Raw genomic sequence first — 13,811 nt, forward strand, 5'->3', positions numbered from 1 at the left:
TGTCAACTCACCCTAAACCGTACAGATCATAACTCACAAAGTTTAAAAAACAAATAGTTAGAAGATTTCGCTGAATGAAGATCACAGTAAACGGTCAGACATTAACCAATCTTGATAAAAGTTAACCACAGCACAAAACAGAATTAAAAACTAAATTAATACAGAAAATATTAATTTTTCAGAATAAAAAACTATTCAATAGCTTAAAATAGGCGCTTTCCTAATCGACAAGTAGAACAGCAAGATAGGGCAAATTGGTTCAATATAAATTCGTGATTAGGATCTCATTACCGTAAAGGAATCTTGCAGTTCGGGATCGTTTTCACGTTTTTGAGTCGTGCTATACTGCGCGCCATTCTCCCTTAAGCCGGACTTATTGATGCTCAGCCCTGCCGTAAAATCAGACATCCGCGCCTGCTATCAAACCCTACAAGCGCAACTTCCCCATTTTGTCCCTAGAAAGGTACAAAACTATCTCGTGGCAGAGCTCGCAAAAACGCTAGCAGGCGATTACGACAACAAGCGCCGGCTATTTGTCGCGGAGGCGGGTACGGGTGTGGGCAAATCGATGGCCTATCTTATGGGGGCCATCCCCTTTGCGCTTAATAACAATAAAAAAGTGGTAATTTCGACCGCAACAGTGGCTTTGCAAGAGCAATTAGCCAATAAAGATATTCCATTTTTTCGTCGCATCTGCCCAAAACCGTTTGATTTTATTCTGGCAAAAGGGCGCCAACGATATTGTTGTGCACACAAATTAAGTGCAGTGGCAGATACAGACAGCATTCAAGTTACGCTGTTCACCCAAAAGCCCAAACAAAACGAGCAACGGCTACTCAATGACATGTACTCGGCATTTAGCCGCGGAAAGTGGGATGGCGACCGCGATAGCTGGCCCAAGCCGGTTGCCGATCATCTCTGGCAAGCCATTGCATCAGACAAGCACACCTGCCACGCCGGATTGAACGCTCATCGTCAGTGCCCCTTCGCCAAAGCGCGCGAGGCGATGGACAAAGCGGATGTCGTGGTCGTCAATCACAGTCTATTATTGGCCGATCTCGAGCTAGGTGGCGGGGTGATCTTGCCCGAGCCAGAGCAATGTCTTTATATGATTGATGAAGCCCATCATTTACCGACAGTCGCGCGCGACTTTTCTGCCGCCAATGCCAGTTTACTCGGTGCGACTGGATGGCTAGAAAAGCTCAACCAAGCCGCGGTTAAGCTCGGTAATACCGCGGATATGAAGCGCGCAAGCCGCTTCGTGGATAGTTTATTAGACGCGATCCAAGTGCTGATCCCTACTTTACGCGACACAAACCAAATTATTAGTGGGTTACCCATCAATGAGGATGGCTGCTACCGTTTTGTTGATGGCGAACTGCCTGACGCTTTGGTAGAGCCCTGCCAGCAATTGAAGCAGGCGAGTAAAAAAGCCAACCAGAGCTTGGCGAAAATTCACGATTTGATCAACGAGCGACTGAAAGAAAATGACATTTCGGCCAAGCTCGCCGACCCTGCGCTTGCGGAAAGTGCCTTTTTCTTACAACGGCTCGAGAACCTAGAAAAAGTCTGGTCCCTGATGGCACAACCCAACGCAAACAAAGGTGCACCTCTCGCGCGTTGGGTACAACGTTGCCAAGAGCGTGAGGATGATCGCTGGGTCCACGTCTCACCGTTAGAAGTCGGCTGGCGCCTAGATCAAATGCTGTGGTCTCGGGCAGCTGGTGTCGGGCTGTTCTCTGCCACATTGCGAGCACTCAATCGGTTTAGCTATTTTTGTCGCCAAGTCGGTCTAAGCGAAAGCGATGGCACGCGCTATTTAGCGTTACCCTCCCCCTTTGACTATGCCAATCAAGCAAGGCTGATAGTGCCTGCTATGCCCTGTGAGCCACAAGCAAAACAGTTCACCGATGTACTGAGCGACAAAGTGCTTGAGTATTTAGAAGGCGAAACCGCATCACTGGTGCTATTCGCCTCCTATTGGCAAATGCATCAAGTGGCTAAAACCTTGGAGCCGCACTGTCGCCGTCATCAATGGCAACTGCTCTGCCAAGGCACCCTGTCACGTAGTGCACTGTTAGAACAACATAAAGAAGCGGTTGCCGCCGGGAAAACCAGTATTATTTTTGGGACTGGCAGTTTCTCTGAAGGGCTAGATTTACCCGGTAACCTACTGACAAACTTGATTATTACCAAAATTCCCTTTGCTGTACCCACTTCACCAGTGGAAGAGGCCCATGCCGAATACATAGAAAAATGCGGCGGTAATCCGTTTTTGCAAATTTCGGTTCCCGAGGCAAGCAAAAAGCTGGTGCAATCGGTCGGACGCTTACTGCGCAAAGAGGAAGACTCTGGTAGAGTGGTGCTCCTTGACCGGCGCATTATCACCCGCAGATATGGCCAATCATTACTCGACTCGTTGCCACCCTTTAAGCGCGTCGTCGAACAATAACTAGAAAGAATTCGCATGCTTGAACTGATTGACCTCTCTACCCTGATTATTTTAGGGCTCACGGCGTTTGTCGCCGGCTTTATTGATGCGGTGGCTGGTGGTGGTGGAATGCTCACTGTCCCCGCCTTGCTATCATTAGGTTTACCCCCACATATTGCCTTAGGAACTAACAAACTTGCCGCCACTTTTGCGTCAAGTACCGCCGCCTTTACCTATTATAAGAAGCGGCTTTTTTCGCCTCGGTTCTGGCAACATGCCTTTTGGGCAACATTAATTGGTGCCACCTTAGGCACTTTGTTGGTTGATGTATTGAGCACCGAGTGGCTTGAAAAGGCGATTCCTTTGGTGGTGCTGGTCGCTGCGGTTTATACGGTATGGCACCCTCAGCCCAAGGTCGATAACCATAAATTGCCCGCGCCCTGCCCAAAGCTCCCCATTAAGCAATGGGGGCAAGGCCTATCACTGGGCTTTTATGATGGGGTAGCTGGACCCGGAACTGGCGCGTTTTGGACAGTCTCGACCATGTCGATGTATCGCATGAACATTTTGCTGTCATCGGGACTTGCCAAGGCGATGAATTTTACCAGTAACTTCACTTCCTTGGTTGCATTTGCACTGCTGGGGCATGTTAACTGGGCACTCGGGCTAACCATGGGTGTCTGCTTGATGTTAGGCGCTTTTATTGGGGCCCATTCTGCGATTCGCTTTGGTAGCCGGTTTATCCGTCCGATTTTTGTCACGGCCGTGGTCGTGCTCGCGGGTAAGCTAGCATTAGACGCATGGTTTTAAGGTAATTTAACAATCATGAAAGCCCAGCTCGAAACAATGCACCAGTTACTCGACCAACTGGCTAAGCGTGCCGCTGAGGTCGATAGACGTCGCGGAGAAGCAAACGCGCCTTTGTTCTCCATTCAGCTTTTTCAATGCCAAGGCAAGCTGCTCACCCCTTGTGTAAACGAAGCGCAGGGGCTGCTTGATGTGATGCGACGCGACGACGAGCAAGGGCTATTGACCGAAGCAAGAGCGACACATATTTGTGAAACCTTATTGGCACAAATCAGTGCGCTGCAACGTGAGCTGGCGACACTTCCATTACGTAAACAAGAACAAGCATCCCGTGGACGTCGTCGCCAATCCATAGGGGAACTTTACCAAGAGCTCGCCAAACACCAAGATTGGGAACGACGCTTGGAAGACAAACTCAGAGATGCGAATGCTAGCGTCGATGCAGCAAGCACTCCGGCAGTCCGCCAAGACTACCAGAAGCAAGTTTTAGCCCTAGAGCAACGCTTAGCCCGTTGTCGCCAAGCTCGAGAACGTATTGAAAGTACCATCAGTTATCGTGAGCGCAAGACCTAGGGGCGCACGGGGTAAACCCAACATCATATTAAATCTGTTACGGCATTAGCCAGTACGCGCAAATCAGCACAAAGGAGCTTAGGGTGTTACCTCTGATTTACCATCCTATTTATTCTGACTTCCCGCTCCCAGAAGGTCATAGGTATCCCCTTCAGAAGTACCGCCTTCTATACGAGCGTCTCAGCGCATGCAACTTGCCAGTCACGTTCGACCAACCGACAGCGGCAGACCGTCGGGTGATCGACCCCGTGCATGATCACGGCTATATCAATCACTTAATCAAAGGCGAACTACCGCTGGCCAAAATGCGTCGAATAGGTTTTCCATGGAGTGAGGCCTTAATCACCCGCAGTCTCACCTCGTTAGGCGGCACTACGTTGACCGTTGACCACGCGCTTGAAACCGGGCTTGCCATTCATCTAACCGGTGGCTACCACCACGCTCACTACGATTTTGGCAGTGGTTTCTGTTTATTTAATGACTTAATGATTGCGGCACGCCACGCACTGTCTCACCCTGGCATAGACAAGGTGTTAATTGTTGATTGTGACGTACACCATGGCGATGGAACAGCCGCTTTAGCGGCAGACCACCCTGATATCATCACCTTTTCAGTTCATTGTGAGAAGAATTTCCCCTCGCGTAAGCCGCCGTCGACGATCGATTTACCGTTACCTAAAGGCACCGGTGATGATGACTACCTCAGCGCATTTTTGCCCTTGCTCGAACTCGCCATCGCGCAGTATCGTCCTGACATGGTCATTTATGACGCCGGGGTCGACATTCATCGGGACGATGCGCTCGGCTATCTCGATGTGTCAAAAAACGGCATCTATCAGCGCGATCTAGGCGTACTCTCGTGTTGCAAGCACAACCAAATTCCTGTCGCGGCAGTCATTGGTGGTGGTTATCACGATAATCACGACACCCTCGTCCCACTTCATGAACAATTGATCCGTGCCGCGTTACACGTGACCGAAAAGCAATAAGGAGCCCTCATGAACAAAGAAGCATCCCACACCCCGAACGGCCTTGAGAACGCTCCCGATGACGTTAAGCTCGCCGTTGACCTGATTTATTTGCTCGAAAGTCATCAAATTGACATCGACGTTGCGCTGTCAGCCATTGATATGGTCAAAACAGACTTGCTCAATAAAAAAGGCAGCGAATCGACACAAAAATAGGCAGGCATAGCGTGCTCGATTCTTTCATGTGACGACATTTTCATCAAACCCACGTGTTTTTGATCACAATTTTACGCGCTCTGACATAGTCCGCCTTTAGTCGCTTTTAACGAAAATTTATGCAATATTGTATTTAACTAAATCGCGTAAGTTCAAGTAATTAGCATGAAAAGCATTACATTTTATTTACAGTCAATATCACCAAAATCAACATACCGAGCAGGTTAATTTTTAATCAAACCGCCCTTCTCATAGTGTTTTGTCTCACAAATATCGGTATTATCCGGTGCGCTCCGCGTTGTGTACCTACTCATTCAATCAAGGTGCATAACTAACGTGAGAGCACTCTGGCAACAGTCGAGCATGGATTCAAAATGCTGTTGCACACCACGCTGGTTCCACGTTAGGCCACCAACCTAACCGCCCCTCAAGATGGGGACCAGCCGTTCGCCTGCATGGACTGCAGTTAAGTCACATGGACAGTGGTTGTCGGCCTTGGCGCTTGTCGTCACCTTTGCAAACACTCGACTTTTCAAGCTCAAGGCGTCTCCCAACAGACGAAAAACAGAGTTTTATGATGGAACTACTAGAAAACCTATTTGTGTCCATAATCGATACAGGTAATAGCCTCCTTTGGGGAAGCGTACTGATTTACTTATTGATTGGTCTAGGTCTGTACTTCACTGTACGTTCCGGCTTTATTCAATTTCGTAACTTTGGCCATATGTTCAAACTCATGGCCAATAGCCGTGATGGCGCATCAGGCGGCATCTCTTCTTTCCAAGCATTTAGCACCAGCTTGGCGGCACGTGTAGGTACCGGAAACATGGCCGGTGTCGCTGTGGCGATTTACTTAGGTGGCCCTGGCGCTATCTTCTGGATGTGGTTAACCGCATTGGTCGGTATGGCCACCAGCTTTGTCGAATCCACCCTCGCGCAAGCTTACAAAGTCAACCACAAAGACAACAGCTATCGTGGTGGTCCGGCGTATTACATTGAAAAAGGTCTTGGTCAGCGCTGGCTCGGTATCGCCTTCGCCGTGTGTCTGATTATTGCATTCGGCCTGGCCTTTAACGGGGTACAATCCAACTCAATTGCCGCTGCAATGAATACGGCATTTGGAGTCAATGAACTCGCAGTCGGGATCGCAATTACACTGGTCACCGCACCGGTAATTTTTGGTGGTATGCGCTCAGTGGCGCGTGTAGCGGAGCTTATCGTTCCGTTCATGGCACTTGCGTATCTTGCCGTGGCACTGTTTGTCGTTGCGATGAATATCGAGCAGCTTCCTGCCGTTATCTCGATGATTGTTAAGAGTGCGCTTGGCGTTGAACAAGCTGCCGGCGGTGCGATGGGTTATGCCATTGCCCAAGCAATGATGCAAGGCATCAAACGCGGCCTGTTCTCGAACGAAGCCGGTATGGGGTCTGCACCCAATGCCGCAGCAACAGCCACCACCAAGCCTAACCACCCTGCTGCACAAGGCTATGTACAAATGCTGGGGGTGTTTGTCGATACCATTGTGATCTGTACTGCAACCGCCTCGATTATCTTGATGTCTGGTATGCTCGACCCAGAAAGTGGTCTTACCGGTATTGCACTGACTCAAGAAGCCTTGGTTAGCCAAGTGGGTGACTGGGGTGCAGGCTTTATTGCCATTGCGATTTTGTTGTTCGCCTTTACGTCTATCATTGCGAACTACTCGTATGGTGAATCTAACATCGAGTATATCTTCAAGTGTCGTAAAGCCATCACTTTGTACCGTATCGCGGTTCTCTCTATGGTATTGGTGGGGTCAATTACTGACTTGCCGTTGATCTGGAGTTTTGCTGACTTATCGATGGGTATGATGGCGGTGATCAACTTAGTGGCAATTGCGCTACTATCTGGCATTGCGTTTGCGCTGATGAAAGATTATGAAGACCAACGCCGAGCGGGTAAGAAGCCAACGTTTGATCGTACTAAGTTCCCGAAACTGGACAAGCAAATCGATAAAGACGTGTGGTAACAACACCGATCTGTCGGTATCAACCTACAAAAACCACCGTTCAAGCGGTGGTTTTTTTATCGTTAAAGTCAGTGCGGATCACCAAGTGAGCCAATAGGCAATTAACAGCGCAAACACAATGCACGCACCGGCATAAAAGCCCAACTCAATTTTACGTGCCGTCATGTCTTCGGCCTCTTCGGGCTTTAACGTGAGTCCCCAGTAAGCAAAGCCAATGCCTGATGACAACAACAACACCCCAAGGCCAAACACCAGCCCTTCTACTGCATGGATAAATGTCATGTGCTTTCCTCTGATTATCAGTCGCTGATGTTGTAGCACATTCTTATTGCACTGAAAACCAGCACTCGACGTGCTATCGCCTGTAAACGGGTCTACGAACCATCCGTGTCTATGGTTCAATCAAAAAGCGATAGCCGTCTTAACATTAGCTCCATACATCGCTAATCGGTGTGTCAGGGGAAAAGTCGTAGGCCACTTGGGCTTGCAACAACTCTGCCGTGGCAATGGCATCGGTTAAGGCATGATGACTTTGATAAAAAGGCAGCTGATACCGAGTGCGGCTATCGGCTAACCGAATCGACACCGGCGGACGACGCATAATACGGTCCATTAAGCTGCGCTTACCGGTGCGGTGCTTCCGCGCCTCAAGCTCCATCGTATCGACCATCGGAAAAATAATCCCTTCCCCTAAACGCTGCTTAATGGCACGGTCAAGGAACTCTCGCTCGATACGGCGGTAATGCACCACAACGATCGCACCGGCGAGCGCGCTTAGCAGTGGTTCAATCACATGAGAAAAGTCTGGTGCATTCATAATGTCTGAATGGGTGATGCCATGAATAACAATCGAAGACTCCGCCAGCGGCCGATTGGGATTCACAATCCAGTGCTGCGCCTGTTGGCAGCGAACGCGACTAAGGGTAAAAGGCACCAGCCCAATACTGACAATGGCATCCTTTTCACTGTCTAGACCCGTGGTTTCAAAATCGAGTGCAACAAAAGGTACATCCTTTAGAGGCGTATCTGGTGCTACCCAGCCTTGTTGATAAAACGCCTGTAACGTCTCATGTTTCACTTGCTCTCGTTTGGTATCCAGCATGGCTTGCCAGTCTACGTGTTGTGCCGGGGCTTTCTTTTTAAGGTCAAAATGCAACATGCCAACCCCTTATGACCGATTCGGCTGATAGCGGAATTTCAAGAACTTCTGAGCGTTACTTAAAATCTGGAATGCATCTTTGAGGTTACGGCGCTCAAAATCGGATAGATTCTCCGGTTCCACGTTGTTATCTGGATCACGCCCCGCTTCGATATCCAGCGCTTGGTGACGAATACGCACCATGGAAATAAATTCCATCGCATCTCGAAGGTCTGGCCCTCGGCCTTTGGGCAAGATCCCAGATTCAATAATGTCGTCTAAGCGCTCAAACGAGTTTTGTGAGCGCGAATCGATAGCTAATGCGTGTACACGGATAAGATCAGCTAATGGCGCTGTACCACGGCGTTTGAGGTTAATAGAGTTATTGTGTCGCCCATCTTGCTCCATCACGAAATCTTTGAAAAAGCCCAAGGGCGGGGTGCGATTTAAGGCATTGCGCGCCATTGAGGCTAAAAAGCGATTATTGCGACGCGCACGGCGACCAATGAAGGCTTTGAGTTGCTCAGCCCAGTTAGTTCGACCATAGACACCATCTAAATCAAAGAAAATATTGCTGTCGAGTAACGAGCGTGGGCTCGGATTATCAATCCAATCGGCGAAGCATTGTTCCCACTCTTTCAGCGTTTTGCGCCACTCAGGGTTGGTCGCCATGATGTTACCGGTACAATAGGTATACCCGCAGGCATCAAGTCCATCAGACACGCGCTTCGATAGTGCCTCAAAGTACGCGTTATGCTCGTCGTGGTTAAAACTATCGTCCAAGATAATGGCATTGTCTTGATCGGTCACAATCAGCTGCTCATCGCGTGCCATCGACCCCATCGCCAAAAAGCAATACGGAATAGGCGGCTCACCCAGCTCTTCTTCTGCCAACTCCAACAGGCGCTGCTTAAAACTGCGACCAATCACGGACATCGCAGACCCAATCATGTGTGAGTTCGCGTCCTCATTGACCATGCGTACAAAGCAATCTTTGACTTGTTTGGCTAACACCACTAAATCGTCCACCGATTGTTGGCGGAAAATACTGGCGACGAGGAACAAGCTGTTTTGCGATTCGTAACGTGCAATATCCGATAGTGCGACCACACCCAGTGGTTTGCCATGTTGCAGTACCGGTACGTGGTGGAGGTTTGAGCGCAGCATGGTGAGCATGGCTTCAAAGATGTAGGCATTATGATCGAGGGTGATCAGCTGGGGCGACATGATTTCTTGTACCGGCGTCTCATAAGGCAAGCCTTCTGCTAACACGCGATTACGTAAGTCACGATCAGTAATGATCCCCAGCACTGGATTCAGGCCAGTTTCTGGATCGGGCTCATCGCCCATCACCAAAATTGACGAGACCGCTTCTTGCGACATAACTTGGGCTGCATATTGTACCGAGTCGGTACTATCGATCATCACGGGGTCGCGAATAATCAGCTTCTTAACCTTGGACGTCGTCAGATCATTGGCTTCATTATGGCTCGATACCGCCTGACGTAATCGCGTCCGGTCTTCGACCTCGACAAAATCGGCAAAGTGTTCAAATTCATCAAACAAGCGGTTAAATGTCGCCTCAGGGATGAAGTATACCAAGGTGTCTTCGATCGCCTTGGCGGGCATACGCACTCGGTTGTTCATCAAAAGCCCCATCTGACCGAAAATATCCCCCTCGGCGATACGGTTGTACAAGGTGCCATTACGACGATACAGCTCGACAGCACCGCTACGGATCATGGCTAAATCATGAATCTCATCGCCGTAGGCAAAAATCGTCGTGCCCGCTCGGTGATAACTAATTTCGATGCTTTGCGCGACCTCAGCAACCACCTCTTCGGGAATCGATTCAAAAGGGGCGTATTGGGAAAGAAATGTCGCAATTTCAACTTGTTCAGCTTCCATGATGCTCACCTAGCGTTGCGAGAAAGTGCAAGGGTATGCGGTTGACTATTTACAATAGATGAAACCTTAAAGCGTTGTCTCACCCATCACATATCAAAGTTGTTGGTAATAAAAAAGGCAGTCCCGAGGGCCTGCCTTTTTCATCATAGCTAACTGTTAGTTACTTAGCACGTACAGTTACTTAGCGCGCGGCTCTGATGCCAACCCTTTAAACAAGGAAGCTGTCGCCACCAAGAGTACAATCGTGAACGGGAAGCCGGTTGAAACCGCCATCGCTTGTAGGGCAACCAAGCCACCACCAAGGATAAGCGCCACCGCAACTAGACCCTCGAACGACGCCCAGAAAACACGTTGTGGCACTGGCACGTTCACTTTACCGCCTGCAGAAATGGTATCGATAACCAATGAGCCCGAGTCAGACGAGGTCACAAAGAACACGATAACCAGAATGATACCGATGAATGAGGTAATCGATGCCAACGGCAAATCATCCAACATCGCAAACAGTTTCAGTGACAGCTCTGCATCAACAACTGCGGTGTAACCTTCGTTTACAAATTGACCAATCGCGGTACCACCGAATGCGGTCATCCATAACACACAAGCAGCAGATGGGATCAGCAATACGCAGGTGATGAACTCACGCACTGTGCGGCCACGAGATACACGCGCAATAAACATACCTACAAATGGGGACCATGAAATCCACCATGCCCAATAGAACGAAGTCCAGCCCTGCGTAAAGTTGGCATCTTCACGTGCAAACGGCATAGACAGCGCAGGCAAGTTTTCAAGGTACGCGGCGAGGTTACCAAAGAAACCGGTCAAAATGGCTAGCGTTGGACCCACTGCAATCACAAAGATAAGCAGTAGCAGCGCAAGCAGCATGTTCACTTCGGAAAGGCGTTTCACCCCTTTATCTACCCCGGCAACCACAGACAGGATGGCCATCGCGGTGATACCCATGACAAGCAGCACCTCAGTGGTGTTACCCAGTGGGGTATCAAACAGATAGTGAAGACCAGCAGACGCCTGTGATGCACCGAGACCCAGTGACGTTGCAAGGCCGAAGAGGGTCGCGATGATCGCAAGAATATCGATCACGTGGCCGGTCCAGCCCCATACACGCTCGCCAAAGAGCGGGTAAAAGACAGAACGCATGGTCAAAGGCAAGCCTTTGTTGTAGGCAAACAGAGCCAGACCTAGCGCCAAGACAGCGTAGATAGCCCAAGGGTGAAGACCCCAGTGGAAAATCGTTGCAGACATACCTAGGCGTCGAGCCGCTTCAGCATCTCCGGCTGCAGCACCTAACGGTGCCCAGTCGGTACGAATACCGTTTGCATCAACAGCGGTACCGCCCAATGAGGTTTGAAAGTGTGTTAACGGCTCTGAAACACCGTAGAACATCAAACCAATACCCATACCGGCGGCAAACAACATCGCAAACCAACCCGCATAGCTATAATCCGGCTTAGCTTCTGTCCCGCCGAGACGAACGCGACCCAAAGGTGACACAATCAGCACTAGACAGGCGATAACAAAAATATTACCTGCAGAAAGGAAGAACCAGTCTAGGTTCGAGGTCAACCAACCCCGAAGATCACCAAAAACAGGGCCGATTTGGTTTTGAAACGCCAAAGTGACAAATACAAAGGCCATAATGGCCAGCCCCGAGACCATAAATACTCGGTTGTGAATATCAAAACCAAACGGGCCAAGTTTAACGGCCACGTTATCCTGACCGACCTGGTAGTCAGTATCGATCGGGTTAACTTTCCCGTCCGGTTTCATCATATCTTCATGGCTTTTATCGCTCACGAGTTAACTCCTTAGTCCGTTTGTTCGGAAGCCTGTGAGTGTCGGTGGCCTGTGCGCTCAATTGGCCTTTTCATCGCAAAACGCGGATAAAAAAGTTGACCAGCAGCAAGAACCGCAACATCCACACAGCTCACTACCCTAACATAAATGCGTAACGATTTAATTAGGGCACTAACCAAATGTCGATTTTATAACCAGCTATTAATCAATATATCCACTCAATCCCAGACTAGACGGGGCCTAGAACTCATTTGAACTCTTTATTTCAGAGCTATAAAGGATCGTGTCATACACATTCCTCTTCTAGGTTTAGCGGAAATACGCCGTATCATAAAAAGAATTCATTGATAGTGCTCACAAAAAATACCTATGTTCACCAGCAAAACTTTTGATGGATCACAAAGACATCGTGAATAGCATGCGTCTGTTCAAGTACCTATCGTGAAGCCGCTCTGAGCTCGCACGACTCGCCTACGAGCACATAACCTCCAGGCCACAAAAATGCAAAATAATGCAACAATATGATTTATTAGTGACACTTGTCACACTTGGAAAAATAAGTACAATACCGCCGCAATCGTTTTCCATCCCAGTTTAACGTTTGCGGAGCAAGCATCATGCAATTTGGCATCGGCCTTTTGGGGATTAGCGTCCTCTTTCTAATCGCGATTGGATTTTCAGAAAATCGTCGTGCGATCAACTGGCGTACCGTCGGTGGCGCTTTCATTATTCAAATCGTCTTTGCCGGGTTTATTATCTCCGTCCCGCTTGGTCAGCGTATTCTGGCTAACGCATCAGAAGCCGTGTCCGCAATTATTAGCTTTGGCGATATTGGTGCTGAGTTTCTGTTTGGTGATCTCGCGAAATTTAAACTTGGCTTTATTTTTGCCTTCAACGTTTTACCAACTATCGTCTTTTTCTCCGCTCTGATCGCGGTGCTTTACCATTTAGGGGTCATGGCTTGGATTATTCGCCTGATCGGTGGCGTACTAAGACGCGTACTCGGCACCTCGCGCACTGAATCGATGTCAGCCACTGCCAATATCTTTGTCGGATCGGTAGAAGCCCCTCTTGTCGTGCGCCCTTTTCTCGCCTCAATGACGCGCTCAGAATTATTTGCAGTCATGGTCGGCGGGTTAGCCTCCGTCGCGGGAGGCACCATGGTTGGATACGCAGGCCTCGGTGTTGAAATGAAATACCTGATCGCTGCCGCCTTTATGTCCGCACCAGCCGGTCTAATGATGGCAAAAATTATGGTCCCGCAGACCGAAGCGCCTATCAGCCATACCCAAGCGCAAGCCGAGCAAGATAACCACGATAAGCCTGTCAACTTGATCGATGCAGGCACACAAGGTGCTTTGAGTGGATTACAAATTGCGATGGCAGTCGGGGCTAGCTTACTGGCCGTGATCAGCATGATTGCGCTGATTAACGGCGGGTTGGGCAAACTTGGTCCTATGATCAATATGCCTCAGTTGAGTCTGGAATGGATATTCGGCTATGTGTTTGCACCAGTCGCTTGGCTCATCGGCATTCCGTGGGGGGAAGCAATGACTGCTGGTACCTTAATTGGTAAGAAAATTGCGGTGAATGAATTTGTGGCGTTTGCTGATTTTATGAATCTAAAAGGTGCACTTTCTCCCCATAGCCAAGCCATTGTTACCTTTGCTCTGTGCGGCTTTGCCAACCTCACTTCGATCGCGATGTTGATGGGCGGACTGGGCGGTATTGTTCCAGAGCGCCGAGGTGATATCGCCAAATTAGGAATGCGTGCCATTCTTGCCGCCACCTTAGCAAATCTGATGAGCGCAACATTAGCAGGGCTGTATCTGACTTTGTAACCTCAATCACGCTAGATCGTTTTACCATCATTCTGACGGTTCAGTGTTTCTCACCAAGGACGGTGAGTGCACAAAAAAGCCTCGAAGAGAACGGGCTTCATCT

11 protein-coding genes are annotated in these 13,811 nt (G+C 49.3%); 7 read left to right on the plus strand and 4 right to left on the minus strand.

Annotation, left to right across the window (positions count from 1 at the left end):
- Positions 1-379: 379 nt before the first annotated feature.
- The 6 genes from dinG to BZG82_RS04610 all read left to right on the plus strand — a co-directional run bounded on the left by dinG (position 380) and on the right by BZG82_RS04610 (position 7,003).
- Complete coding sequence (dinG, locus tag BZG82_RS04585) at positions 380-2,452, plus strand: ATP-dependent DNA helicase DinG (protein ID WP_077765263.1); 2,073 nt, start codon at positions 380-382, stop codon at positions 2,450-2,452.
- A 15-nt stretch (positions 2,453-2,467) separates the two neighbouring features.
- The gene (locus BZG82_RS04590; RefSeq protein WP_077479130.1) at positions 2,468-3,241 is read left to right on the plus strand and encodes a sulfite exporter TauE/SafE family protein; all 774 of its coding nucleotides are present in this window, start codon (positions 2,468-2,470) and stop codon (positions 3,239-3,241) included.
- 15 nt (positions 3,242-3,256) lie between these two features.
- Positions 3,257-3,811 (plus strand): primosomal replication protein, encoded by a 555-nt coding sequence (locus BZG82_RS04595; protein WP_077765264.1) that lies wholly within the window; start codon positions 3,257-3,259, stop codon positions 3,809-3,811.
- 83 nt (positions 3,812-3,894) lie between these two features.
- Complete coding sequence (locus BZG82_RS04600) at positions 3,895-4,800, plus strand: histone deacetylase family protein (RefSeq protein ID WP_077765265.1); 906 nt, start codon at positions 3,895-3,897, stop codon at positions 4,798-4,800.
- A 9-nt stretch (positions 4,801-4,809) separates the two neighbouring features.
- Positions 4,810-4,995 (plus strand): DUF2496 domain-containing protein, encoded by a 186-nt coding sequence (locus tag BZG82_RS04605; protein ID WP_077765266.1) that lies wholly within the window; start codon positions 4,810-4,812, stop codon positions 4,993-4,995.
- A gap of 577 nt (positions 4,996-5,572) precedes the next feature.
- Positions 5,573-7,003 (plus strand): alanine/glycine:cation symporter family protein, encoded by a 1,431-nt coding sequence (locus tag BZG82_RS04610; RefSeq protein ID WP_077456478.1) that lies wholly within the window; start codon positions 5,573-5,575, stop codon positions 7,001-7,003.
- Positions 7,004-7,081: 78 nt separating this feature from the next.
- On the opposite strand, the gene BZG82_RS04615 is transcribed toward BZG82_RS04610, so the two are convergent.
- The 4 genes from BZG82_RS04615 to BZG82_RS04630 form a co-directional block, all read right to left on the minus strand.
- Positions 7,082-7,285, minus strand: coding sequence for a hypothetical protein (locus BZG82_RS04615; RefSeq protein ID WP_069591341.1), 204 nt, complete (start codon positions 7,283-7,285; stop codon positions 7,082-7,084).
- 145 nt (positions 7,286-7,430) lie between these two features.
- Entirely contained in the window at positions 7,431-8,162 is a 732-nt protein-coding gene (locus tag BZG82_RS04620) for a 3'-5' exonuclease (protein ID WP_077765267.1), read from the minus strand.
- Positions 8,163-8,171: 9 nt separating this feature from the next.
- Positions 8,172-10,049 (minus strand): DUF294 nucleotidyltransferase-like domain-containing protein, encoded by a 1,878-nt coding sequence (locus BZG82_RS04625; protein ID WP_077661764.1) that lies wholly within the window; start codon positions 10,047-10,049, stop codon positions 8,172-8,174.
- Positions 10,050-10,226: 177 nt separating this feature from the next.
- Positions 10,227-11,843, minus strand: a complete 1,617-nt coding sequence (locus tag BZG82_RS04630) for a BCCT family transporter (RefSeq protein ID WP_415752716.1) — start codon at positions 11,841-11,843, stop codon at positions 10,227-10,229.
- A 641-nt stretch (positions 11,844-12,484) separates the two neighbouring features.
- Here BZG82_RS04630 and BZG82_RS04635 point away from each other — a divergent pair.
- Positions 12,485-13,708, plus strand: a complete 1,224-nt coding sequence (locus tag BZG82_RS04635; RefSeq protein ID WP_077765268.1) for a NupC/NupG family nucleoside CNT transporter — start codon at positions 12,485-12,487, stop codon at positions 13,706-13,708.
- Positions 13,709-13,811 lie beyond the last annotated feature (103 nt).

Origin of the sequence: Salinivibrio sp. PR5, assembly GCF_001996085.1 — a bacterium.
Classification (GTDB): Bacteria; Pseudomonadota; Gammaproteobacteria; order Enterobacterales; family Vibrionaceae; genus Salinivibrio; species Salinivibrio proteolyticus.

Coding starts and splice junctions, on each gene's coding strand:
- dinG (WP_077765263.1), top strand. CDS start 380: ATGCTCAGCCCTGCCGTAAAATCAGACATCCGCGCCTGCTATCAAACC.
- BZG82_RS04590 (WP_077479130.1), top strand. CDS start 2,468: ATGCTTGAACTGATTGACCTCTCTACCCTGATTATTTTAGGGCTCACG.
- BZG82_RS04595 (WP_077765264.1), top strand. CDS start 3,257: ATGAAAGCCCAGCTCGAAACAATGCACCAGTTACTCGACCAACTGGCT.
- BZG82_RS04605 (WP_077765266.1), top strand. CDS start 4,810: ATGAACAAAGAAGCATCCCACACCCCGAACGGCCTTGAGAACGCTCCC.
- BZG82_RS04610 (WP_077456478.1), top strand. CDS start 5,573: ATGGAACTACTAGAAAACCTATTTGTGTCCATAATCGATACAGGTAAT.
- BZG82_RS04615 (WP_069591341.1), bottom strand. CDS start 7,285: ATGACATTTATCCATGCAGTAGAAGGGCTGGTGTTTGGCCTTGGGGTG.
- BZG82_RS04620 (WP_077765267.1), bottom strand. CDS start 8,162: ATGTTGCATTTTGACCTTAAAAAGAAAGCCCCGGCACAACACGTAGAC.
- BZG82_RS04625 (WP_077661764.1), bottom strand. CDS start 10,049: ATGGAAGCTGAACAAGTTGAAATTGCGACATTTCTTTCCCAATACGCC.
- BZG82_RS04630 (WP_415752716.1), bottom strand. CDS start 11,843: ATGATGAAACCGGACGGGAAAGTTAACCCGATCGATACTGACTACCAG.
- BZG82_RS04635 (WP_077765268.1), top strand. CDS start 12,485: ATGCAATTTGGCATCGGCCTTTTGGGGATTAGCGTCCTCTTTCTAATC.